21 protein-coding genes are annotated in these 25,335 nt (G+C 44.4%); 3 read left to right on the top strand and 18 right to left on the bottom strand.

The window, feature by feature from the left end; genetic code table 11:
• Positions 1-194: 194 nt before the first annotated feature.
• From B9A22_RS00630 to B9A22_RS00600, 7 genes are all read right to left on the bottom strand, one after another.
• Entirely contained in the window at positions 195-1,523 is a 1,329-nt protein-coding gene (locus tag B9A22_RS00630) for a TolC family protein (protein WP_084573659.1), read from the bottom strand.
• Between the two features lie 27 nt (positions 1,524-1,550).
• Complete coding sequence (locus tag B9A22_RS00625; RefSeq protein ID WP_084573658.1) at positions 1,551-4,646, bottom strand: efflux RND transporter permease subunit; 3,096 nt, start codon at positions 4,644-4,646, stop codon at positions 1,551-1,553.
• Positions 4,643-5,767 carry an efflux RND transporter periplasmic adaptor subunit gene (locus B9A22_RS00620; RefSeq protein WP_084573657.1) on the bottom strand — a complete coding sequence of 375 codons (1,125 nt, stop codon included), beginning with the start codon at positions 5,765-5,767 and terminating at the stop codon, positions 4,643-4,645. Before B9A22_RS00620 ends, B9A22_RS00625 begins: the two co-directional genes overlap by 4 nt.
• Positions 5,768-6,113: 346 nt before the next feature.
• Positions 6,114-6,677 carry a TetR/AcrR family transcriptional regulator gene (locus tag B9A22_RS00615; protein ID WP_084573656.1) on the bottom strand — a complete coding sequence of 188 codons (564 nt, stop codon included), beginning with the start codon at positions 6,675-6,677 and terminating at the stop codon, positions 6,114-6,116.
• Between the two features lie 278 nt (positions 6,678-6,955).
• Positions 6,956-7,891 (bottom strand): cysteine synthase A, encoded by a 936-nt coding sequence (gene cysK, locus B9A22_RS00610; protein ID WP_084573655.1) that lies wholly within the window; start codon positions 7,889-7,891, stop codon positions 6,956-6,958.
• 292 nt (positions 7,892-8,183) lie between these two features.
• Positions 8,184-9,350 carry an ABC transporter substrate-binding protein gene (locus B9A22_RS00605; RefSeq protein ID WP_084573654.1) on the bottom strand — a complete coding sequence of 389 codons (1,167 nt, stop codon included), beginning with the start codon at positions 9,348-9,350 and terminating at the stop codon, positions 8,184-8,186.
• 290 nt (positions 9,351-9,640) lie between these two features.
• Positions 9,641-11,245, bottom strand: a complete 1,605-nt coding sequence (locus tag B9A22_RS00600) for a nitrite/sulfite reductase (protein ID WP_084573653.1) — start codon at positions 11,243-11,245, stop codon at positions 9,641-9,643.
• A gap of 290 nt (positions 11,246-11,535) precedes the next feature.
• Between B9A22_RS00600 and B9A22_RS00595 the strand changes: the two genes are divergently transcribed.
• A complete protein-coding gene (locus B9A22_RS00595) occupies positions 11,536-12,189 on the top strand; it encodes a heterodisulfide reductase-related iron-sulfur binding cluster (protein ID WP_084573652.1) in 654 nt (217 codons plus the stop codon).
• Positions 12,190-12,200: 11 nt separating this feature from the next.
• Positions 12,201-12,770 (top strand): bifunctional transcriptional activator/DNA repair enzyme AdaA, encoded by a 570-nt coding sequence (locus B9A22_RS00590; protein ID WP_084573651.1) that lies wholly within the window; start codon positions 12,201-12,203, stop codon positions 12,768-12,770.
• Between the two features lie 134 nt (positions 12,771-12,904).
• Here B9A22_RS00590 and B9A22_RS00585 read toward each other — a convergent pair whose 3' ends face one another.
• The 4 genes from B9A22_RS00585 to B9A22_RS00570 all read right to left on the bottom strand — a co-directional run bounded on the left by B9A22_RS00585 (position 12,905) and on the right by B9A22_RS00570 (position 17,348).
• A complete protein-coding gene (locus B9A22_RS00585) occupies positions 12,905-13,849 on the bottom strand; it encodes a Bug family tripartite tricarboxylate transporter substrate binding protein (protein WP_084573650.1) in 945 nt (314 codons plus the stop codon).
• Between the two features lie 101 nt (positions 13,850-13,950).
• Positions 13,951-15,459, bottom strand: a complete 1,509-nt coding sequence (locus B9A22_RS00580) for a tripartite tricarboxylate transporter permease (protein ID WP_084573649.1) — start codon at positions 15,457-15,459, stop codon at positions 13,951-13,953.
• A gap of 19 nt (positions 15,460-15,478) precedes the next feature.
• Positions 15,479-15,898, bottom strand: a complete 420-nt coding sequence (locus B9A22_RS00575) for a tripartite tricarboxylate transporter TctB family protein (RefSeq protein ID WP_084573648.1) — start codon at positions 15,896-15,898, stop codon at positions 15,479-15,481.
• 10 nt (positions 15,899-15,908) lie between these two features.
• Positions 15,909-17,348 carry an ATP-binding protein gene (locus B9A22_RS00570; protein WP_084573647.1) on the bottom strand — a complete coding sequence of 480 codons (1,440 nt, stop codon included), beginning with the start codon at positions 17,346-17,348 and terminating at the stop codon, positions 15,909-15,911.
• Positions 17,349-17,708: 360 nt separating this feature from the next.
• On the opposite strand from B9A22_RS00570, the gene B9A22_RS00565 reads away from it, so the two are divergent.
• Complete coding sequence (locus B9A22_RS00565) at positions 17,709-18,998, top strand: aspartate aminotransferase type Ic (protein ID WP_084573646.1); 1,290 nt, start codon at positions 17,709-17,711, stop codon at positions 18,996-18,998.
• A 127-nt stretch (positions 18,999-19,125) separates the two neighbouring features.
• Here B9A22_RS00565 and B9A22_RS24875 read toward each other — a convergent pair whose 3' ends face one another.
• The 7 genes from B9A22_RS24875 to B9A22_RS25760 all read right to left on the bottom strand — a co-directional run bounded on the left by B9A22_RS24875 (position 19,126) and on the right by B9A22_RS25760 (position 25,323).
• Positions 19,126-20,559, bottom strand: a complete 1,434-nt coding sequence (locus B9A22_RS24875) for a ThiF family adenylyltransferase (protein ID WP_139796111.1) — start codon at positions 20,557-20,559, stop codon at positions 19,126-19,128.
• Positions 20,531-20,944, bottom strand: a complete 414-nt coding sequence (locus B9A22_RS00555) for an iron-sulfur cluster assembly scaffold protein (protein ID WP_084573645.1) — start codon at positions 20,942-20,944, stop codon at positions 20,531-20,533. Before B9A22_RS00555 ends, B9A22_RS24875 begins: the two co-directional genes overlap by 29 nt.
• Positions 20,945-20,976: 32 nt before the next feature.
• Positions 20,977-21,546, bottom strand: a complete 570-nt coding sequence (locus B9A22_RS00550) for a nitroreductase family protein (protein WP_084573644.1) — start codon at positions 21,544-21,546, stop codon at positions 20,977-20,979.
• A 317-nt stretch (positions 21,547-21,863) separates the two neighbouring features.
• On the bottom strand, positions 21,864-22,430 hold the full coding sequence (locus B9A22_RS00545) for a nitroreductase family protein (protein ID WP_084573643.1): 567 nt from the start codon (positions 22,428-22,430) through the stop codon (positions 21,864-21,866).
• Positions 22,417-23,433, bottom strand: coding sequence for an NADH:flavin oxidoreductase (locus B9A22_RS00540; protein WP_084573642.1), 1,017 nt, complete (start codon positions 23,431-23,433; stop codon positions 22,417-22,419). The genes B9A22_RS00545 and B9A22_RS00540 overlap by 14 nt, the downstream gene beginning before the upstream one ends.
• Before the next feature lie 129 nt (positions 23,434-23,562).
• Positions 23,563-24,756: a MalY/PatB family protein gene (locus B9A22_RS00535; protein WP_084573641.1), complete on the bottom strand. Its 1,194-nt coding sequence runs from the start codon at positions 24,754-24,756 to the stop codon at positions 23,563-23,565.
• A gap of 201 nt (positions 24,757-24,957) precedes the next feature.
• A complete protein-coding gene (locus tag B9A22_RS25760; RefSeq protein ID WP_084573640.1) occupies positions 24,958-25,323 on the bottom strand; it encodes a YezD family protein in 366 nt (121 codons plus the stop codon).
• Positions 25,324-25,335: the final 12 nt, after the last annotated feature.

Below are 25,335 nucleotides of genomic sequence, written 5' to 3'. Positions count from 1 at the left end.
TTTCTTCTCCGTCATGTCAAACACAATTCATAACCCAACTTATTACTATTGGAAAAAGAGGCAGCCTATATTATTATCAAGCTGCCTCGTAAATTTTGTAAGAAAAGACTTGGCTTGTGCCAAGTCCCTCAGGACGCCGACAGAAGCCTTAGTCGTTCTTATGTCAACAGAATTGCATTATAAATTCTGGTAGACTAATAAAGTAAACCCATAGCCTTGCTGAGCTGAGCCCGGCTGTTGACGTAATCATAGAGTGCTATGACATAATTGGTTTTTGCCTGGGTCATAGCCACTTCGGCATCCATAACATCTAAGTTTGTGCCAATGCCGGCGAAATAACGCTCCTGAGCCATGACATAATCACGCGTGGATTGACCGACGGCTACCTGATTGTTCTCGGTGCGTTCGGCTGCCTCTTTCACGTTCAAATAGGCATTGCTGACCTCTAAGGTAATCCAATCTTCAAGCTGCCGTTTCTGCTCAGTAGCAATGTCAAGCTCCGCTTTCGCTGCTTCGGTCTTTGTCTTGGTAATATGATTATCAAAAATATTAAAAGATACGTTTATGCCAACTGTCCAATCGTCTTTGCCCTTGCTGGTGGAAGGAGAAGTATCTTGGATATTCTCCACAGCCACTGCACTTACGGTAGGACGGAAATCGCTGCGGGCGATTTTGATTTTATCTTTAGCCATTTCTATCTTTAGGTTGGCTTTTTGCATTTCCGGACGATTTTTAAAGGCTTCTGCCAGGCTGTCCTCGAGTATGGCTTTATAGGGATCTCGATTTACATTTTCATCCAATTTGGTATCATCTGTCAGCTTGATCCCAATTACCGTGTTCAACTTGTAACGGGCCATCTTTGCCGCACTCTGCGCTTTTATCAGGTTGTTGCGGGCATTAGCCAGGCGCACCTCGGTTTGCAGCACATCGGACAAAGCTACATTACCTACGTCATATTGGTGTTTTACATTGGTCAGATGGACGCTGAAGTCATCAACAGCCTGTTGAGCAACATTGGTCATGTTCAGCGCTTGCAAAACGTTATAATAGGTATTTGTAACATCCAGAGTCAATGATTGTTTAGTGTTGGTACGTTCCAAGTCCGTGGCGGTTTTGCCGCGTTTGGCCATATCGGCTATACTTTCCAATTTGTTGCCAGTATAAAGCGGTAATTGCAAAGTCAACTTATGATGATAAAAGGTAGAGGTATTATCCCAGGCTGGGTAATCGACCCCTGGGAGGGGATACGGTGCGCTCGTGTTATTATACCAAGAGGGTGCCTGATTAGTTCTTCCGTATAATAAATTATAGGTAAGGGTAACGCCATCATAGGCTTTTGCCTCTTTCAGGTTCCAGCGGGATTTTTCTATATTTGCCTCTGCAATTTTCATTACCGGATTATTTTTCATTGCCAGCGAAATACTTTCCGGCAATGTCAACTGGGCGGCCGCCTGAGCGCTTTGTCCGGTGAGGAGGCAGGCCGACAGCAAAAAACTTATACAGACTTTACGGTATTGTTTCATGGAGAACCTCCTAAAAAATCCAGGTTATTAAGCCGGGGAATTGGTCTGGGAGTTTACACTGCGGTCGCATACTTCTGTCTGTTCAACCTTATAACAGGTGGCATACATAACCGGCAGAACCAGCAGAGTGAGTACGGTAGCGCCTAATAAACCGGCGGCGATGGTCACAGCGAGCGGTCCCCAGAAAACACTGGATAGAAGCGGAACCATCCCTAAGATTGCCGCCGCCGCTGTCAGCAAAATGGGGCGCAGACGGATGACCGTTGCGTCAATTATGGCATTCCAAGGGGATGAACCGGCGGCCATCTGTTGGTCAATTTGGTCTATCAAAATGACTGAGTTACGCATAATGATGCCAGACAGGGCTAAAATGCCAAGCTGCACGACAAAGCCCAGCGGCTTGCCAGCAACGAACAGACCTACAGATACGCCGATAATGCCCAGCGGCGCCGTTAAGAGCGTAAGAACCATTTTCGGGATGTTCTGGAGCTGACACATCAAGATGATCATAATGATAACGCACATGGCTGGTACCGGCTGCAGGAGGAAATCAAGGGCCTTAATACTGTCGGCATTCGAGCCGTCATATTCTATGCTGTAGCCGAAGGGCAGGCTGTCGCGCAGCGGTTTAAGCTCCTCGTATACTTGTTTGGTCACGTCTTCGCCCGTTACGGTTTCGGACTTGAGTTCTGCTTGCACTAAAATCATTGGTTTTAAATCACGGCGGTAAATAAGGCCATCTTCAGCCTCATAGTTAATTTTAGCAATTTGATCCAACGGTACATAACGGCCAGACGTCGTGTGAATGTTGATATCTTTCAATAATTGAGGATTGTTGCGGTTTTGGGGATCAAAGCGAAAGACCATATCCACCGTTTTGTCCTCTTCTCTAAATTGCGATATAGGCAAACCGGAAAGTTGGGTCTGCAACGCCATGGCGAGCGGTGCGGATGAAACTCCCAGTTTCCTGGCTTTATCCTGATCGATGGTCAGATGTGCAATCTTGCTTTTCTCATTCCACTTCATATTCACGTTTTGCACATGTGGATTGGTAGCCATAACCGTTTTCATTTGTTCGGCAATTTCCCGAACTTTGTCTACGTCATACCCCTTCACGCGAAGCATCACCGGATAATCAGCAGCCGGGCCAATGCTAATGACTTTAGTATGATAGCGTACAGCGGGGAATTCGTCATTTAACATTTTGGCGTATTTAGCCCGCAGTTGATCGCGCGCCTTATAATCTTTGGCAACGATGATAAATTCAGCAAAATTGCTTTTTGACAGTTCTGGTTCTATTGTTAGCACAAAGCGCGGAGCGCCCTCGCCAACGTGGTAGCTATAGTAATCAATGCCGGGATCATCACTGATTCTTTGCGCAAATGCTTTGGCTACTTCTTCCGTATTCTTGAAGGAAGCGCCTTCCTGGAGTCTTAGCTGCACAATCAATTCCGGACGAATTGAAGATGGAAAGAACTGCTGTGTAATAGTCCCCAGTAAAAGCACGCCTAAAACAAAGGATATGATGGTACCGCTGAGCATTATGGTGCGGTGGCTCAGGCACCAAGAAAGCAGCCCTTTAAACTTAGTATAAAAGGGAGTGCTATAACCATCATGGCCGCCTTCGCTGGTATGAGGTTTGACTTTGAGAAAGGAATAGCAGACTACCGGAATGACAGTACCAGCCACTAGCCAAGATATAAGGAGTGACATGACAATTACGTAGAACATGGTTACGCAGTATTCCGAGGCGTTTCCGTCTGAAAAACCAACGGGAATAAAGCCTGCGCAGGTGACCAACTCACCAGTCAACCTGGGGTAAGCGGTAGAGCTATAGGAGAAGCAGGCGGCGCTCATGCGATCCCAGCCTTCTTCCATCTTTACGATCATGGTTTCTATGGTGATAATGGCATCGTCAACCAATAGACCAAGGGCAATAATCAGAGCACCCAGTGAGGTACGATGCAGATCGATCCCGGTAATTTTCATGACCGTGAACACTATCGCAATGACCAGCGGGATACTAAGAGCCACAATCATTCCGGAACGGGCGCCTAAGCTGACAAAGCTTACAATTAGCACGATAACAACGGCTTCTGTCAACGTTTTGATAAATTCATCGATGGAGGTTTCAACCACTTTGGGCTGATTAACCGTTTGGTGAAGTTCCAAACCGGCCGGAAGTTCTTTTTGGACGTACGCTACGGCCGTTTCCATATCTTTTCCCAGGTTCAGAATATTACCGCCTGCCTCCATGGCCATCGCAATGCCAATGGCCGGCTGGCCGTTGTAATAGAATTGGGGATCGGAGGGATCGGAATAGCCGCGGGTCACTTTAGCGATATCTCCTAACCGGAAATTGCGGCCGTTAATTCCGATGGGGAGGTTTTCAATGTCCGTAAGATTTTCAAACATGCCGGTAACCCGCATATACACATTGTCGCTGGAGGTCTGAAGCATGCCTGAAGGCGCCATGGCGTTTTGCGCTTGGAGGGTGGCAAGAATTAGCTCTGGCGGAAGTCCCAGCTGCGCCAATTTACTGTTTTCAATCTCAACGTAAATTTTTTCGGTCTGTACGCCGATTAGCCTAACTTTTCTCACGTTGGGAACACCCAGAAAAACACGGCGAATTTTTTCGGCTTTTTCCCTCATTTGTTCGTAAGAATAGCCGTCGCCAGTAAGGGCGTACATGATGCCGTAAACTTCATCAAAACGGTCATTAAATATTGGGTCCATGGTGCCAGTAGGAAAGGAGCCCTTTATATCATTAACCATATTTCTGGCTTCCACCCAGCGGTTTCTTATCTCCTTTTTCGGCACATTGTCTCTTAAGTTAACATAAATAATAGTAAGACCTGGTGTGGAATAGCTTTTTAAGTAGTCAAGCCCCGGCAAATCCTGTAATTTCTTTTCGACTTTATCGGTGATCTGCTCTTCCATTTGACGGGCGGTAGCGCCAGGCCAGGGAACAGCAATGACCATTTGCTTAATTACGAAATCAGGATCTTCCGCACGTCCCATATTTTTATAGGAGAATATGCCGGCGATGAAAAAGAGGACGACAAAAAAGTAAACAAACTGTTTATGCTTCAGTGCCCACTCCGTCATATTGAACTGGTTCATAAAGAGTCACCGCCCAGTTTTACTTTCTGTCCTGCACTGAGTTTGTGAACTCCAGCCGTTACAATCCGGTCGCCTTGCTGCAACCCTGCGACAACTTGAATAGTTCCATTGCCAAAGTTACCGGTTTTTACAGGGCGCAGAGTAACGGTATCACCGGTTACAACCCAAACGGAGGGAGTACCGCCATTTTGGTAAATAGCCGCCAGCGGAATAGTAGCCGCTACCTGGGTTTCACTACCCATCAAGGAAACGGAAGCTGTCATGCCTAATTTGATGTCCGGGGACGGATTGAGCACACTGATGCGCACCTTATAGGTACGGGTAAGCGGATCGGCCATGGGCGCGATTTCCCGCACTTTGCCCTCAGTTGTAACATTAGGCAGCGCCCAAAATGCTACTTTGATTTGCGAGGATTTACGCAGCTCTTCTATTCGATTTTCGGGAACGCTAATCTCCACTTCCCGTTCCCCATCCCGTACAAGTACTAGAGCAGGTTGCCCGGCGCCAACTACTTGCCCGGCTTCGACGTTAATATTGGCGATTACACCTGAATGATCTGCATATAACGAACTGTAATTGAGCTGGTTTACTCCATGTGACATTTGGGCAGAGGATTGACGGGTAGCCGCAACGCCTACGTCATATGCAGTTTGGTATTGATCAAGTACAGCGCGGCTGACTGCCCCTTGGTTATATAGCTGTTGGAAACGCTTTAAATTGGTCTCCGCTAGTCTAAGATTGGCTTCGGCGGAGTAGACCTGAGCGGAGTTGCTGTTAACCAACTGCTGCAAATCTTTGGAGTCGATTTCCATCAGCACGTCGCCTGCCCGCACGGTACTGCCAAGTTCTACGTAGCGTTTAATCACTTTGCCGCTGACTTGAAACGCTAACTGACTTTCATACCGTCCGCGGACTTCGCCGGAATATGTGTATTCTTTCGCAGCAGCTGCCGTACTAATTACGGCGGTTTGGACAGCGGTAATATCCTCTGTGACGACTTTAGTTTGACGATGTCCGTTCCATACCACGCCGCCAGCAATGCACAAGGCAATGACTGTCGCAGTTAAACCATAATATAGTTTTTGTTTTGGAGTTTTAGGTAGCCAATTCAACGGTTGCATATTTTCATCCTCACTTTTGTAATTTTTTCGGGAATTAGTTTGACACTTTTTATAAAAACAGACATGAATCCATTGTGCTTTTAGAATCGCCTCGGCTTTCCCAGTGCCGACTTACTCAGGTCCAGATCTAAGCAGCAACAAAATTCATTTTATCTTACTCTTTTCCATCACTCCTCCATGTCTTCCTGATCAGCAGGACCTTTGATTTTATTTAAAAAGATTGCGGAGCACTTGGTGAAAACCATACAAGTATTCTTGTACCAATATTACAAAATTAGTACACTTGGTACAAGAAGGCATTTTTAAATCGCACCTAAGTGCGATTTAAAAATACAATGGACAATACTTATTTGTTTTGAGGGAGTAATCCGTATACGATAATATCGGCCATTGCGGCTAATGCATCGGCATGCGTTAGGTTGCTTTCCTCAAGAAACCGGAAGTGGAATAAATCACTCATTGTACTGGTAATTATTTGCCTGAGTACAGGTACATTGATGGAACGAAGGGAATTGGTCTCTATATTCTGAATGATGAAAAATGTCAAGCGATTAAGTTGTTCCTGTTGGAAGTCCAATATCAACTGCCATTCATTAGGATGATAATGGCGAAGGTCATCATAAAGACTACGATTATAAATGGAGCCAAATACTCTAGGCGCGATTTTAATCAATGCCTGAATTTTATCCGCGATAGACAATTCGTCATTACCATAAATCTCCTGCTCCTGCTCCCGAAAATCCTGAATCGCGGTAGCTAAGATATTATGTACAAGTTCATTTTTGGAGGCAAAGTGCTCATATAAAGAAGTTTTACTTAGACTAAGTCGTCTGGCTAAATCGCTCATTGTAAATTTTACACCGCGGGATTTCATCTCGTCAGCCGCGGCCATGAGAATACGATTTCGCAAAATATAAATCACCTCGATTAATTGTACCGAAATGACAAAACCGGTACAATTAGATTTATATTTAGATTATACTATTTTATTCCATGTGTCAATAAGTCTTTTTTGTGGAAAGAAGATTTTTACTGAATTGATACGTCATAGTAACTTTTCATCTTCAATGAGATACTTTCCGTAACCCATCTTTGCCAGAACGCCATGAGCTCTTTTCCGGAGCATGAGCTAGGTGAAATACCTGTAAAAATAAAGCGCTCTGCAGGCTGCAAAGCGCTCTTTGTTCATTATTCTTCACCAAACAGAGGAGTCGAGAGATACCGTTCACCGGTGTCAGGCAGAATAACTACTATAGTTTTCCCTTTGTTTTCCGGACGTTTGGCCAACTCACTAGCTGCGTGAAGGGCTGCGCCACTGGATATGCCAACAAGCAAGCCTTCGGTAGTGGCTGCGTCTCTTGCTGCTTGAAAAGCTTCATCTGTCTGAACTTTAATAATCTCGTCAATAAGCTTCCCATTAAATACAGCAGGTACAAAACCAGCACCAATACCTTGAATCTTGTGCGGACCAGGATTGCCGCCGGAGAGTACAGGAGAGTCTGCCGGTTCAACAGCAACAATTTTCAAACCAGACTTACGCTGTTTTAGGGCTTCGGCGATACCGGTAATAGTGCCGCCTGTACCTACACCACCTACAACTATGTCAACTTCGCCGTCAGTATCCTTCCAGATTTCCTCAGCAGTCGTCTTACGGTGCATTGCTGGGTTAGCTGGATTCTTGAACTGCTGCGGAATCCAGGCATTAGGGGTAGTAGCCACAAGCTCTTCAGCCCGCTCAATAGCACCTTTCATCCCCTTAGCGCCTGGAGTCAGCTCAATTTGTGCGCCTAAAGCCTTAACCAGTTTACGCCGTTCAATGCTCATGGTTTCCGGCATAGTCAAAATCAACTTGTAACCACGGGCGGCGGCGACAAATGCCAAGCCAACACCGGTATTACCGCTAGTTGGTTCAACGATTACAGTATCCTTATTGATAAGCCCCTTCTCTTCGGCATCTTGAATCATTGCTAAACCAATGCGGTCCTTTACACTGCCCAATGGGTTGAAGTATTCAAGTTTGGCAATCACCTTACCACCAAGATCTTTTTTCGCAGAATAGTTTCTCAGCTCCACAAGCGGTGTGTTACCAACCAGTTCAGTCAAATTTCCGTAAATTTTAGCCATAATATCCATCCTCTCATATCGTTAATGATATTTTAACCTTTTTCATGTAAAGAAAACACGGCTTGCGCCGAGCCTTTGGCGACGGTGGAAGTCGATGTTGCCCTTATCCAGACGGAAAGTTATACTTTCTAACAGGATAAATAAGTATTAAGGGTACCGTAAACCTAAAAGGAGGCAATCGAAGCTAACTCAGCCGTCGATTGCCTCCGGTTTTCCGGTCAGCAAAAATATTTATATCTTGAATATATGGTAGCACACACCTATTTAACTGTCAACCATTTCTAATCCATCTTTATAGTTTAGGCGTTACTTTTTCTTTAAACATTTGTTTGCCATCTTTCATCTCGATGACAACTGCACTCTTGATCGGATTATGATTGGCATCAATAGTCACAGTACCTGTACTTAATTGAAGATTTTTGGTTTGCTCTAACGCTTCACGAATTTTGGCAGGGTCTGTACTATTGGCCCGTTTAAGCGCGTCAATCAACAGTAAGCCGGCATCATAGCCAAGAGCGGCCAGAGCGCTAGGCTCTTGATTGTACTCTTTCTTGTAGGCTTCGATGAACTTAACAACAACAGGATCAGTGTCCTGAGAGGAATAGTGGTTGCTGAAGAAGGTATTATTCAGCGGAGCAACACCAGCGATTTCGACAACCTTAGGATCATCCCAGCCGTCGCCGCCAAGGAATGGGGCAGTTATTCCCATTTCGCGAGCCTGCTTGAGAATCTTGCCTACCTCTTCATAGTAAGCGGGTAGATAGATTACATCAGGGTTAAGAGCCTTAATCTTAGTCAACGTAGACTTAAAATCCTGGTCTTTTTGTAAGAAGGCTTCTTTCCCTAACACCTTGCCGCCATTTTGGGTAAACAGCGCTTCGAAGGATTGTGAAAGACCTTTGGAGTAATCAGAACTGCTGTCAATATAGATAACAGCGGTTTTGGCCTTCAGCGTATTGCTAGCAAAGTTAGCCATAATTGTGCCTTGCAGCGGATCAATAAAACATGACCGGAAAGCATAAGGACGAGTTTTACCATTATCTACTGTAATCTTTTCATTAGTGCCTGTTGGTGTAATGACCGGAACTTTATTGTCTTGTGATACTTGGACTGTTGCCAGTGTATTAGAACTGGTCGCCGGCCCGAAAACGGCCACAACCTTGTCCTGAGTAATTAACTTAGTAATTGCATTCGTTGCTTCAGCAGCCTCTGATTTATTATCAGCCAGAACTAGCTTTATCTGCTTACCCATTACACCGCCAGCATCATTGGCTTGTTTAATGGCCAGTTGAATACCATTTACCGCTTGTTTGCCATAGTTGGCCACACCGCCTGTTAGCTCGAAGTTTCCGCCGATTTTGATCACATTGGCGTCCTCTTTGGCACCGCCACCACAACCAGCCAGTGCGCCAGCCATAAGCAACGTACTCATAGCTGCTGCTAATAATTTTTTACGCATTTTCCCTACCCCTTCTGTTCTCCTCGTACTAATTGTTCCTACCTCAATCATTAAAATGAGGCTTTTCGTACAGAATGTTTCTGTGTCGAGGATTTTATGTATTTTGTACTCAAAATAGACTATACACCTTTACATGTTTATTGTCAACCCATTGTTAGTTATCTTTATCGGGATTGCATTTGTTTTTTATCAGAGAACAAAATGGAAGTTTTGTATGTCTCCAAAACACTAAAGGTCACCTCCCCAGGACAGGGAAGGTGACCTAGTATACAGGCAACAATTAGCCGCGATTAAATTTGGTTAAAGCCATCCAGCTGTTCCTGGAATGCGTTAATACCGGCACGCTGGACATAATCACCGAATGATTCACCAGCCATTTTATTGCCTTTGAAAAAAGCAACTAAATGTTCAATTGCTTTTGCGGCTTTATCAGCAGGCACAGCGCCTTTGAGTTTAACGCCAAAAGCTGCCTGCAGTCCAAGCCTGCCACCAATGGAAACTTCGAAGGCTTCAACAACTTGTTCCTCGACTCTTGCCATAACCCCCTGCAGACCAATATCAGCAATTTGCTGCTGAGCACAGGAATTTATGCAGCCACTGATGTGAAGCACAACAGGTGTATCGATTTCAACGTTATTATCAAGGTATTCCAGTATGTCTCTTGCACGCTGTTTAGTCTCAGCAACGCCCAACGGACAGAACTGCGTACCTGTGCAGCAAACAGCATAGGCCGTGAACGGTTGAGGGAATGGCGAAAGACGGACTAACACCTTTTCTGACAATAAACCATCGACCTTGCTATCAGGTACGTTAGGCAGCACCAGGTTCTGTGAATTGGTGGTACGAATAGAGCCGTCACCATAATTATCGGCAATGGCTGCCAGTTCTTCCAGCTCTTCAGCAGTAAAACGCCCCACCGGTATAGCTAGTCCAACATAATTCAAGCCTGGCTGCTTTTGTTTATGAATACCGTGCTGACAGCCGGCATTCCAGCCTGTTGTTAAGTCACTGCCACGGGCAGCCAGTGGCCCTGTCAGTTTAGCCAGTTCTTGTTGAAACTTTTCGATACCCCAGTCTTGCAGCAAGAATTTGAGACGGGCATGATTGCGCTTTTCCCTGTAGCCATAATCGCGGAAGATAGTGGCTGTTGCTTTTGCTACGGTAAGTACTTGTTCTGGAAGAACAAATACGTCAATCGGCTGGGCCATATAAGGTTTAACTGACAAACCACCGCCAACCAATACGTTAAAGCCTTTTACTATAACACCGTCTATTTCTTTCTCTGCCGGTGTAAAAGATAAATCATTGATTTCAGCATGTACCGGATTATGGATACTGCCTGAAATCGATATCTTAAATTTACGGGGTAGATTGGAAAATTCTCTATTATTATGGAAGACGTCAGATACTTCCTTTAAAACCGGACCAGCATCTATAACTTCATCCAGGTCATAGCCTGATACTGGATTACCAACAATGGTACGCGGGCAGTCCCCGGCTGATTCAAGACAGCTAAGCCCCACTTTCTCAAGTCTGGCAAAGATATCAGGCAAATACTCTACGCGAATCCAGTGAAACTGAATCGCATGCCTGGTAGAAACATCAAGCAGATTACGCCCATAGTCACGGGCGATGCCAGCTAATCCCCTGGCCTGTGCCGAATTAAGCACTCCGCCTGGAACTTTTACCCGCAGCAAGAAAAATCCAGCTTCTTTAGGCCGGGATATGTATAGCCCCAGCCACTTAAGCAAATCAAAATCCTTTTCGGTAACAGAGTCAAACCCTAATCTGGCGAAGCGCTCAATATCATTGACTATATCAAGGCCGTCTTTCTCAAGTTTGATTAACTCAACCTTGTTCAACTTGTCTAGTTCTTTTGCCCATACTTGTTCCATTGGCAATTCCCCCTATTGTAGTTATACTTTAAATGTAAAAAAGGCCAAAGTTCACATGATGAACCTTGGCCTTCAGTTTTCTGATCAGCATATACTTACCATAACAGAATTTCGCAGATTTGTAAAGCAGCCTTGCGGTAAAGACACCCTGACCGAACCTTTCATATTCTGACCTTTGGTTTACTAATCAGTCTCGAAAAATCACTTTAATTGGTCGTTAAAATACAGGAAGATTTATCGCCTGATTTCATGTAGAATAGCGTATATGAGCAATTCGCAGGAGGGATTACATGAACCATGTCTATGCTCCAGGTTGTGCCCTAATACTATACAAACCGGAGCTTGCAAAAAAAATGTTGATTTTTTTAAATCAGAGCACCAATATATCTGAACATCTGATTTGCTGCAGACACAATCCCAAGCTTCCACCCGGCACAAAAATAATCAATACCTGCGCAGGTTGCGACAGGCGGTATCGAGAACTCTATGAGGGTATCTCGACTATATCGCTTTGGGAAATAGTCGCAGAGAGTAATACTTTCCCGTTCCCAGACTATCAAGGCATGACAATGTCTGTTCATGATGCTTGCCCCACACGCACGGAGGAGCGTGTGCATAAGGCAATTAGAAAGCTTCTTACAAAGATGAATATCAAGGTCGTTGAACCCCAAAATACACAAACCCAAGCGACCTGCTGCGGCGATAGTTTTTACGGTACTTTACCTTTGGCACAGGTCAAAGAGCAAATGAAAAAACGTGCAGACGAAATGCCTGTTGAAGACGTGGTAGTTTATTGTGTTTCCTGTATTAAAGCAATGCACATTGGGGGGAAGAAGCCACATTATATAGTTGACTTGTTATGGGGCGAGGATACTACCAGTGGCACATATGAGCCTGATGCCTGGCACCAGGAGCTACAACGTTTCATTGATGTTCATTCATAGGGAGAAAGCTGATGGAAAAGACAGGCGGTATTCCCGATAGCATTAAATGGCAGGCTGTAATCGAGTGCGATAAGAGCTGTGATGGTCTATTTTTCTATGGGGTAAAAACAACAGGTATCTTTTGCCGTCCAGCCTGCAGGGCAAAGAACCCCAGGCGCGAAAACGTGGTTTTCTTCAGTAATTCAGACCAGGCGATTGCAGCTGGCTATCGTCCGTGTAAAAAATGTCGCCCTGATATACTTGTTTTTGAACCAGATGTAGAGCTTGTGCAAAAAGCGTTAGCGATATTTGATCAACAATACAACTTGTCAATCGAGGTAGGTGAGGTTTCAAAACTACTTGGCGTGAGCGCACCTCATTTAACCCGATTATTTAAACAGCACCTGGGATTTACCCCGGCGCAATATCTGACAAAACTAAGGGTCGACTCGGCAGCAAAGTTACTTGAGCAAACAGATTTAAATATTCTTGAAGTTTCTTATACGGCAGGGTTTATAAGCCTATCTAATTTTTATAAGTGCTTTAAAGCACAAATGGGGGACACACCTAATAAATTTAGAGAAAAACGAGGTAATTTATAATAGCCTTATACTTCGATCAGACTGACATCGGTAAAATTGGTATTGCTTATGCTTGAACAGGGACTTGAACCATTGTAACTATGGCTCAAGTCCTTTGTTTACGTTACCCTTGGCCACTTAAGCGGTGCCAGCTATTATTTCCGCTGGGCTTTGATTTTTTCTAAAATGCCGCTTTCGTTGAGTGTTTGGGAAAGTTTTTGACTATTGGCCAACCATTTGGCTTGTGATTCTTGGGGGTCCAAATATTCAACTTGCAGTCCAACATTATTCATATTCTTTATGAATTCCGGGTCTGTAATAATGGTTTTCAATCCTTTTGCTAACTTGTTTTTTACTTCTATTGGTGTTTCTTTAGGAACTGCAACCCCATACCAATTAGTTAAAACAACATCAAGGCCTTGCTCTTTAAAAGTAGGTACTTGTGATAATACTGGGTCGACTATCCGTTGCTCGCTTGTCGCTGCCAAGACTCTAACTGTCCCATTCTTTACATGTTCTTTGACTACCATAGGGTTAACAAAGCTAAGTTGAATATGTCCGCCTAGTAAAGCGGCAGTAACCTCACCTGCTCCGGAAAATGGAACCTGTTCAATGGTTATGCCGGCCGCTTGGCCAACCATCACACCAACTAAATGAGGAAATGATCCCACGCCACCATGCCCGAACTTGAGCTTCCCTGGATTTTTTCTAGCATATTCAATTAAGTCGTTAAGTGTTTTCCATGGTTGACTAGCTTGAACAGCCAGTACTAATGGTACTGATGCAACCTGTGCAAGAGGGCTTAATGCAGTTGGATAATCATATTTGCCTGAGCCATACAGCGATAGCAGCAACATGTCAGGAGCAGTTACGCCAATCGTGTAGCCATCCGGGCTGGCTCCAGCCAGTTCATTCCAACCGATTGCCCCTGCGCCGCCAGGCTTATTTATAACAATCAAAGGTTGACCTAAGTGTTTAGGCGCCAATTTCTCCAATGATCTAGCTGTTAGATCTAAGCCTCCACCTACACTAAAAGGTACGATTACGGTAATCGGTTTATCAGGGAATTTTGTAGTTGTAGCTGCCGGTGTACTGGACATAGTGGCACAACCTCCCAGTATTATTGAGATGAGAAATATACATATTGCCGTTAAAGATAGTGATTTTTTTCGCACTGATGTTTAACCTCCCTACTTATTTATTAGCAGTGCTCCTCCTTTCGCCGCTTGTTGTCCTTAATAAACCAGTTCGTAGTGTTATAGAGAATGACTAAAACTCCCACTGCTAGAATGCTGCCAGCAAGAGGGCGGGTAAAAAGTGACCAGATGTTGCCATCGCAAATAATTAATCCGCGTACTAATCCTTGTTCCAGACCTGGCCCGAGGATTACACCAATTAGCAACGGTCCTGGTTCAAATCCTGTCCGGCGGAGAAAAAAACCGACTACGCCAAAAATAACAATCCAAACCAAGTCAGACATACTATTATTGATAGAATACGCTCCGGTTAGGGTCAATAAGGCGATAAGCGGCATCAGAATATTAAGTGGCGTTTTGAGCAGTTGGACAAAAATACCGATTAACGGCAAATTTATAATCAGAAGTAGTACACTGCCAATATACATACTGGTAATCAAACCCCAAAACAGGTCAGGCTGCTGTGTTATTAGTGCTGGTCCAGGGGTAATGCCATGAATCATAAAGCCACTGAGTAAGATAGCTGTAGCGCCACAGAAAGGCAGACCCAGCGACAATAAAGGAATCATGGTGGCCGAAATGGCAGAATTGTTGGCTGACTCCGGGCCGGCTACCCCCTCAATAGCACCATGGCCAAATTCAGCTGGATTTTTGCTGCAGCGTTTTTCCAGTGAGTAGGATACAAAACTAGCGATTGTTGCCGCCGGACCGGGCAGTAAACCGACCAGGAAACCGACAATTCCCCCGCGAAACATCGGCGGGACTGAACGCCGCCACTCTTCTCTGGTAGGATATAAATCCCGGAAACGTATGGTGGGGAGGCTGGGGGGAGTAGTCGTTTTTGTCATTACAGTAAGAATTTCTCCAATGCCAAACATGCCCATAGCCAAAATTGATAATTCAAAGCCTCTATCCATTTCATCAAATCCTAAAGTAAAACGGCTGATACCAGATAAGCTATCCAGCCCAATGGTGCCGAGCATAATGCCGACGACAACCATCATCGCTGACTTGAGGGTAGAGGTACCAGTCAGATTCGTTAGAATGATTAGTCCTACCAGGGCCAGGGCAAAGTACTCTGGTGGACCAAAGGCCAGCGCCGCCTGCGCTAAGGGCGGAGCAAAAAGCGTTAGCCCAATTACGCCAATGGTACTGGCAACAAAAGAACCAATGGCTGATACTGCCAGCGCTGCTCCTGCCCGTCCCAACTGTGCCATAGGGTAGCCATCCAGGCAAGTAACGACCGAGGCGGCTTCCCCGGGAACATTTAGCAGAATTGAGGTTGTCGACCCGCCAAACTTTGATCCATAATAGATTCCGGCAAACATGATTAAGGCAGCGGTACTATCCATGCTATAGCTGAAAGGTAGTAACAAGGCAATGGTGCTAACCGTGCCAATTCCTGGCAGTACCCCTACCAGCGTGCCGATAAGAACCCCAATGGTACAGGCTAATAAATTGGCCGGAATAATACTAATAGTAAATCCTTGCAGCAACAGACTCAATGTTTCCAATTTTCTTACCCCCGTAGCCCTATGGTAGCGTAACTGCCAAATAGTGCCCAAATATAAGATAAAATACTGCTGAACTGCCGGCCGCCATTGCAACCGGAGCTATCCACCCCCCTGTATCGGCTACCTTAAACAAATAGAGCAGGAATATGAATGCCGCAGCAAGATAACCGATAGTATTTAGAATGGTAATATAAACTAACAGCCCAATAATGACAAAAAGGAACTTTGTCCAGTCGACCGTATCTTTCACTATCGTTTTTTTCGTGCGTAATTGTATGACAAGAAGCGCCAATGCCAATGCGATGCCAGCCACTCCTGCCAGATGAGGAAGAAACCCGGATTTAGGTGACGCTACAGTGCCAAATGTAAGTTGTTGTGCTCCAAACAGATAGATAATACTTCCAAGTAAAAAGGACATGGTTATTATTCTTTCAGCCATATATCTCACCTCAACTATTTGCGTCTTTTACATCGAACCCGATTGTAAAGGTAGTCCCTTTTCCTTGCTCGCTGTCAATAGTCAGTGTTGCTGAATGACGCTGTACAATCTGATAACAAATGGCTAAACCTAAGCCGGTGCCTTGTTCTTTGGTGGTAAAAAAAGGGGTTCCAAGCTTGTCCCGGATTTCCGGTGGAATACCTATTCCGCAATCTTTGATAGATAATAGCACTTTGGATTCAACTGTTTCGGTATGAATGTTAATTATCCCGCTTCCAGGCATGGCATCCAGCCCGTTTCGTACCAGATTTAAAATAAGTTGACGGATACTGCTCTTGTCTATAGATACATTAGGAATATCGCCTAAAGTAACCTTTATCTCACAATTATTACGTAAAGCGTCTGCCTGCAGTAAGGGAAAAATATCATGTATGACGGTATTTAAATTAGTTTCGCTAAATTCCATGGTCCTATTTTTCGCAAGTGATAAAAATTCTGTAATAATACTGTTGGCACGATCTAGCTCATCAATCATAAGGTCGAAGTTTTCTTTTTGTTTTGTGAATTCTTGTTTAGTATTTAAAAACTGCAAAAATCCCCTCACTGTTGTCATTGGATTTCGTATTTCATGGGCGATACCAGCAGCCATCTCACCAATTATGTTCAATCTGTCCAGTTTTGTCATTTTTTCCGTTTGTTCACTGATGTATTTTAGAATAGGGGTGAATTCCTCGATTTCACTCTCATAATTGTAAGTGCGCCCATCAAGAATCGATTCAGCAAATAATTGAAGGTCTTTTTTTAATTTAACAAATAACTCGCGAAAGATAGCGACACATACTAACAACATGAGAAAGGCACCTAAAAAGGTACTTATTGTTCTTTTCCAAATTGCTGAGTAAACGGCATCCTGGTTGATAGAAGCAAACGCATGGCCAATGATAACGCCATTTTCACTAATTGGCTTGGTGTAGGCAAGTGTATTTGCACCATGCCAGACAAGTGAGTTATTATTTTTTATCAGTTGATCGGAATTTGTTGCATAGATTGTTTTAATCTTACCAGGGTCAATGCCGATAAGTAGCGAAGTATCTAAGTGTGGCCCAATGCCAACAATACGTTCATACTGTCGAGAGTAAAAGCCAAATTTTATTATGTTCCCTGGTACGAATACATCATTCAAAATAGGTTGAAGCTCTTTATTGATAGCCAAAACCTGTTCCTGAACTGGCTGATTGGCACTGCCCTGCCTGACGGCAATCTCCACAAAGGAACCGGCAGGCTTTTTTTGAACAAGAAACTCGGTAATAGACATAAGCAAAGCGACATTTTTATTGTTCTCCTCTTGTACATAGAGCCAATGGTTATAAGCAGTAACAGTGATCATTAGCAACAAAACAACAAAAACTATTTTAAAGTTCAGTTTTGTTGTTAGATTGATTTTTTTCATCGTTTCCGGCTCCTTAAAATTGTGTAGCACCTCACACTTTATCCGATGATATTTTTTCTTATAATACAAAAATTACCTAAATAGTTAATATATTGTTTCGCCAAAAGATATCAATATCCTTCTAGATATTCTATAAATTTCCAGGAAATATACACTTTCTGTAAGTTAGACATGTGAACACTTAAATTTTTTAACTATTGATATTAGTAGAGAATAATAAGCTAAGTGATGGAGTAGTTATATTATGGCAAATATGTTATATGGCTACGGTATTGCGATAATGGGAAATAATTCATAATTTTATTGCCCATAATTTAACAGATCCTGTATAATATAGAGAGTACAAAGGAGCGATGCAAAATGACTGAGCTAGAAAAAATGAATGATCAGATGTTACAAGAGCACTATTCTGCATTAGTCCACCGTTATGAAGAATTTCAGGCACAGAAGCTAAAACTAAATATGTCGCGTGGCATACCAAGCCTGGATCAACTAAACCTTGCTTCCGGACTTTTAGATTGTCTCACTCAAACCGATTACAAAGCCGCCGATGGAACTGACTGCCGAAATTATGGCGGAGTAGACGGAATCCCCGAGGCCAAGCAACTTTTTTCTCAGGTTTTAGAGGCAAGCCCTAATGAAATAATCATTGGGGGCAATTCCAGTTTAAGTCTGATGTATGATTTAATTGCCCGGGCAATGTTACTCGGCTTGCCGGACAGTGAAACCCCTTGGGTAAAACTGCCGCAAGTAAAATTTCTCTGCCCCAGCCCCGGATATGACCGGCATTTTGCCATTTGTGAACATCTTGGTATTGAGATGATACCTATTAACTATCAGCATGATGGCCCAGATATGACGCAGGTGGAACAATTGGTAGCCGCTGATTCGTCAATTAAAGGTATTTGGTGTGTGCCCAAACACAGTAATCCCACAGGCATCACCTATTCTGATGCTGTAGTAAAGCGGTTGGCAGCTATGCCTGTCAAAGCCCCTGATTTCCGGATTTTCTGGGATAATGCTTACACCGTGCATCACCTGACCGATACCCCGCCCCGGTTATTAAACATTCTGGATGAGTGTAAGCAGGCCGGGAATCCTGACAGGGTTTTGGTATTCGGCTCCACTTCCAAGGTCAGCTTTGCCGGTTCCGGTATTGCTGTGCTGGCCAGTAGTGAAACCAATATCAGTTGGTTTAAAAAGCATCTCAGTATTCAAACTATCGGTCCTGACAAATTGAATCAATTGCGGCATGTCCGGTTCTTTAATGATCTAGCAGGAATTGAAGCCCATATGCGCAAGCATGCAGCGATCATCAAACCAAAATTTGATTTGGCAATAGCCATTATGGAAACTGAATTGGGTGGCCAAAATCTGGCCTCGTGGAGTAAGCCGCAAGGCGGCTATTTCATCAGTGTTAACACCCTGCCAGGATGTGCGAAAAAAATAGTGGCTAAGACTGCGGCAGCCGGCGTTGTTCTTACCCCGGCTGGAGCCACCTTCCCTTACGGTAAAGACCCCAAAGATAACAACATCCGCCTTGCTCCCACCTTCCCGCCGCTAGCAGAGTTAAAGCAAGCTATGGAACTATTTACGCTTTGTATCCAGTTGATTAGCGTTGAGCAGGAATTAGAAAAAAGAGCACTGTGACAATAAACTAAAACGCAATAACCAGTTGAGTGTTGATTCATATTGACCATGCTGAGCCCCCTGGATTAAACTTCCTGGGGGCTCACTCATGCTACTGCCTCATCATGACTATCTTTGAATACCAATGTCATTGAGTCTCTTGATCACCAGCGTCCGCGCACACAAAATCATATTTCTGAAGTTCGTGGATAGTAGGATTTGTGCCACATAATGCGCAGTTATCATCTTTATTTAACCTTAGCGTGTGGAAGCTGCTAAACAGTCCGTCAAAGTAAACAACCCTGTCACTTAGAAGCTGCCCTTGGCTGGATAATAATTTTGCGGCTTCGGCTGACTGAATGAAGCCCATAATTCCTGGCAAAGGCCCTAGTACGCCGGTCTCAGCACATGATGGAATCTTGCCTGATGTGGGAATATCAGGCAGTGTGCAGCGATAGCAGGGGCCTATCTCCTTAGAAATGATGGTCATGGAAGTACCGTCAAATCTGATTACACCGGCATCAATCATCGGTTTTCCTGCAAAGAAGCAGGCATCATTAAGCAGAAAACGTGCAGGAAAATTATCCACCGCAACGATGACAACATCATATCCTTCAAGGATATCAAAGACATTTTCCTTAGTCAGGCTGGTATTGTAGACATTGACAGTAAGCTCTGGGTTCAGGCTTTTTAGAAATATTGCAGCTGATTCTACTTTAGGCATGCCAATTCTTGAAACGGTATGAAGTATTTGGCGGTTAAGGTTGCTTATTTCAACAGTGTCATAATCCACCAAACCAATTGTTCCGATTCCTGCAGATGCAAGGGCGTAGGCAGCCGGAGAGCCGAGTCCTCCAGTTCCTACAATTAATACCTTGCCTTGCTCCAGTCTGGTTTCCTGGCACTCTTCGGGTTTTAATGTGCACAATTCGACTATTTTACGGGCAGAATCTTCTTGGCTGGCCTTAATAAAATCCATGGACAGCAGGTTAAAGTATAGCAAGTCATCTGCCGTTTCACCGATAGCAAGTACTAGTTTTACGACTTCCATAGCACATAATGCACCTGAAAAGCAGCTAGAAAATACTCCATTTTTTATAAGATTATCTTTAGGGCAGACATCAACTGGTTGCCGCCCAGCCGATAATACTGCCAGAAAAGATCTTGCTGCCGCCAGATCTCTAAATACCTCAATGCCCCCCTTCCAGCCATTCTGAAGGGCTATTATGGACGGAACAAAACCTTCTGCTATATTATCGCTCTGCTTGATAATAAATTCCGGTCGGCCTAAGAAAATCCGAATCTCACTATCCTTGCTGCCAGCTAACGCAATTGACACATCACTATTTAAATCTCGTATACTTGCCGCAAGCCTGTCAAACCCTTCCGGGGTTTCAAAATGACAGTTTATGCAGCCTATACCAGATGCAGCCAGGTAATATATTGCCGGAGCTGCAGCGTTTATGTTTTCCCCACATACAAAAACAGTTGTTTCCAGAAGTTTTTTCTGCCCTGGGCCGCTAATTTCCGGCATAATAATATGTCGCAAATATCTATTTATCTGTTCCCTGGCAAGAATCACTGTGATCGCCTCCCTGAGTATCTACTTTAGCGTAATAATCTGCAATGGCATTATGAAGCGCATCGGCGGCGATATTTGAACATTTTATTTTTTTCGGAGGCAGCCCACCTAAGGCTTCGGCCACTGCTTCGTTTGTTATCTGCAGCGCTGCTTTAACCGTCTCGCCACTAGCCATAACGGTAACCATACTGCTTGCTGCTATCGCAGCCGCACAACCGAAAGTTTTAACTTTGACTTCTGTCAAAACGTTGTCTTTGATTTTTACGTAGATAGTTATCAGGTCACCGTCTAAAGGGTTTCCCATAGTGCCAATCCCGTCTGCATCGGCTATTTCACCGATATTTCTCGGATCTGAGAAATGATCAAGTACGGTGTCATTGTACATAGATGTCGCCTCCTATTAAAGTGACTTACCTATTAGATTATTACTATATCTTTCAATTGACGTTTAGGAACATGATGAACCTGGTTTTCATCCCGCCAATATTTGATATCACCATCTGTCTCGATTTCCTCAATAGTAACCTTTTCTTTCGGTTTGCCTAGTGCAATCACCAACAATATCTCAAAGGAGTCCGCTAGGTTCAATACGGCTTGCAATTTGGCATGCTGAATATTCCCAATCATACACCCTCCCAGTCCGATTTCTGTCGCCCCGAGTAAGATGGTCTGCGCAGCAATACCTGCATCAAAACTGGTCCCCATCTTATAGCCTTTTTCCTGAACAATGACAATATAAGCTGCCGGCCGTTCTCCGGCAACAGGTCCTTGCCATTCTTTTAAATAGCCTGCCCAGCCCAAAGTAGCAAAGATTTGACCGTTAAGTGGTTGCTCACAAGCGATATAATATCTAAGCGCCTGTTTATTGGCACCTGAGGGAACCAGCCTGGCATAATCCACAAGAGTAAGCAAAGTATCTCTCGTAACTGCTTCCTGTTCAAAAAACCGCCGGTAACTGCGATTTGCTTTTACAATATCACTGAACATCAATAACCCTCCCAAATTTATCTGTTTGCGTTTAAAAATAATTCCCGATTTTCTAATAATGATTAATAGTTAATATACTACTGTTCGTTTAAATGTCCTGCTCGTTAATGCAAAATTGGACGGTCTGCCCCCAAACCCAATACGTTCAAGTACAATTATCATTAATCACTCCTGAAGTTTATTTTTATAACAACTATCAAAAAAGCAGAGACTGCGAGTAGAACGCTCTATACTCGCAGTCTCTGCTTTTTGGCAGTCAGCTTACATGTCCATTTGATGATATTCGAGTTTCCATTAGCCATATATTCAAAACTAGGCTATTTGATATAATTTATCACATTTTCTTTTCTGGGGGGTGCATTTACCGGTTCGATTTTCTTATAGCCCAGCACCACCGAAGAAAATGATTTATATCCCGCCGGAACACCTAGCTTCTGTTTATATTGTTCCCCTTGCTCGCCGCTGAAGGCGAATAAAATGAGATTGACCCAGCATGCGCCAAGACCGATGGATTCAGCGGCTAACAACATATTTTGAGTAGCCGCCGCACAATCGGCTTCAATGACCATACCATCCTCCTTGCCGGAAACAAGCACTACGGTTGGAGCTCCGTAGAATATATTAAACTTTTCATTTTTTGCAATCTGTTGAATATGCTCATTATCGATTTGAGCCGCACCTGCTTTAGCACTAACATTTAATTGATCCAGCAATTGCTTGTCTTGAATGACTGTAAAATGCCAAAGTTGCTGGTTCCCCGCACTGGGGGCGTAAATCCCAGCTTCCAAGACAGTCTGCAACTCCTCATCTGTTATTTGGTCTTCTTTAAAACCACGTATGCTTCGCCGCTTTTTAATTGTTGTTAAAACCTCATTTGTTGCCATCTGAATACCCCCTGCTTATCAAATTAACAGCCTTTTGCGCCCATAAGGAGTCCTGAAAAACTGCCCTGCCGACACCGATGAGGTCTGCTTTGCCCGCTGCCAGTAATTGTTCTGCCGCCTGTGCTTCAGTAATACCGCCGGTAAGTATTACCGGGATCGAGACAACTTCTTTAACCGCTGTACTGAGTGGAGCGAAATAGCCCTGTTCATTGTTTCCCGGGACAATATAGCCCGAGAAGCCGCCGGAAATATCAATGACATTGACACTGGCTTCGGCAAAGGCCCTGGCGGCAATTTGACTGTCGGCAGCGGTGGTTCCTCCGTCTACATAGTCAGAAGCTCCCAGCCTGAGGAGAATGGGGAAATCCTGACCAACAGCCGCTCGGACAGCTTCGATAACTTGCAGGTGAATCCTGATTCGCCCTAACACATCTCCGCCATATTCATCAGAGCGCCTGTTAGTCAGTGGTGAGAAAAACTGATTGAGAAAATAGCCATGCGCTGAGTGGATTTCCACGCCGTCAAAGCCTGCTTCCTTTACCCGCCCTGCTGCGGCACCAAAGTCTGCAACAATCGCGCCAATCTCCTCCCGGGTAAGCTCATGAGGCACTCCACCCTTACGGGGATTCTTCACAGCCGATGGCCCAACCGGAGTAACACCGGTTACTGCCTTGTCTGCCGCACTCCCGGCGTGATTGATTTGCATTACAGCTGTGGCCCCATTACGATGGATAACGGCTGCCAGTTCTTTTAAGCCTTCAACGACACTGTCGTCAGCGACAGACAGCTGATTCTCACTGGCTTTCCCTGCCTGCTGTATAAAACTGTGCTCAATGATGACCAGCGAGAGATAACCACCGGCTGTCTTTTCATTATAATACTCAAGGATGGCTGGGCTGATCTTACCATCCGGTGCAGCCTTGGAAGTAGCCATTGGCGGCATAACCAGGCGGTTGGTCAAGTTTAAAGACCCGATCTGTAATGGTTCCAGTAAATAGGGCATCCAGAAACCTCCCTCGTTGTACTTACTTATAGGAAATAAATCCCTATTATCATCTTATCCTTTCGGATTTCAATGCACAAGTACGCACTAATTTGTGCCATAGTATCGGTTTGTATACTACCTGGTTGGCTATTTAATTGCCTGAAGCGCCTTTTCTATCCTAGTTAATCCCTCCAGCAGCACACTGCGCTGGGTAGCAAAGTTTAGCCTGGCAAAGCCTTCTCCCTGGCTCCCAAAATTTTTGCCTGGATTAAGTCCCACTCTTGCTTTATGTACAAGAAACTCTTCAAGATCTTTGGCATTGGTAAAATAGTCGCGAAAATCCAGCCATGCCAAAAAAGTACCCTCAGGTTTGACTACTTTGACACCAGGCAGCCGGTTCCGGACAAACTCGACTACAGTGTCAGCGTTCCCCTCAAGATACTGCAACAAAGAATCCAGCCATGCCTCACCTTCCCTGTAGGCGGTTTCGGTGGCAACTGCACCAAAAAGATTGTTGCGGTTAATATGCAATTTGGCAAACCAGGAACTGATTAAAGCCCGTCTGCGCTTGCAGGGAACGACGATAAACGAGAAATTAAGCCCCGCGATATTAAATGTTTTACTGGCAGCCATAAAAGTAACAGTCTCTTTAGCCACCGGCATGCCAAGTGAGGCAAAAACAGTATGCTGCTGCTCCCCGTAAACCAGATCATTGTGGATTTCATCTGACAGGATATTGACCTGGTATTTTTGGCAGAGTTCATATATTTTTTCCAGTTCTGCCTTGCTCCATACCCGGCCAACCGGATTATGCGGGCTGCAGAACAGCAATAACTTATTTTGGGGATCGGCCAGCTTCTGCTCCAGATCATCAAAATCAATCTCATAACGGCCATTCTTAACAATCAGCGGATTCTCCACAATCTTCCGGTCATTATCCTTGATGGAAGCAAAAAATGGTGGATATACTGGTGGTTGAATAATAACGCCATCTCCTGGATCTGACAAGGCTAAAATAGACAGGATGATTGACGGAACAACGCCCGGAGCCAGTAAAATCCAGTCTTGTTCAATCTCCCAATGATGCCGATGTTTGACCCAGTCAATAAATGACTGATAGAGCGGTGCCTCATGTGTATTATAAGCATAGATAGGATGCTGCGCCCGCTCCAGCAACTTGGTTGTTACAGCAGCGGGCGTGGCAAAATCCATATCGGCGACCCATAGTGGTAGCACATCCCGACTGCCAAATACTTTTTCCACCGCATCCCATTTACTGCTGCCAGTTCCCCGGCGGGGGATGATTGTATCGAAGTCAAATACCGTTTTCTTATTTTCCATACCCGAATTCCTCACTTGTTTATAGTTTCTATGCTTTAATTATACCGCCATGATGACCTTTAGTGTCAAAATCTATTTGGTATACTCTTCAACTGCAAAAACTCTAATACCTCCTCTAAATAGCCAAAAGACCGAGGCTGTTGTGAAAAAACAGTCCTCGGCCTCTAATGTAATAACCAATCAGCCCTCTAATATACAGTTTTAGATTCCTTCACCGTTAAGCCCCATAAATTTACCTACTCGATATTTTTCTGTTCGCTCAACCTGTGTAATTTGGCCAGACTGAATTTGGATCGCAACCTTGCCATACTCCATGCCGCTTACAGATTGTAAAATCCGTGTCCGCAAAGCGGCCCCAACTGCCACTTGCGTGACTGTTTTGCTGGCCGCTTTAGGCTGTTGGTCACAAATCCGGATTTTTTCCAGCTTCTCAATTTGAATTACTTTGGAGTCTTGGACTACTAAAGTAAGCGAGCCAAAAGTAATATCTTGCACCGCTTGCTCAATAAGCTCAAGTCCGGCTTCAGTAAAATGCTTGCTTATGCTCACAGTTTCCTGTTTAGTCATTAAGATATTTCC

The sequence above is a fragment of the Sporomusa malonica genome (genome assembly GCF_900176355.1).
In the GTDB taxonomy this organism is placed as follows: domain Bacteria; phylum Bacillota; class Negativicutes; order Sporomusales; family Sporomusaceae; genus Sporomusa; species Sporomusa malonica.
Note: the sequence above shows the minus strand (reverse complement) of the source record. Positions and strands in the feature narration are given on the sequence as shown.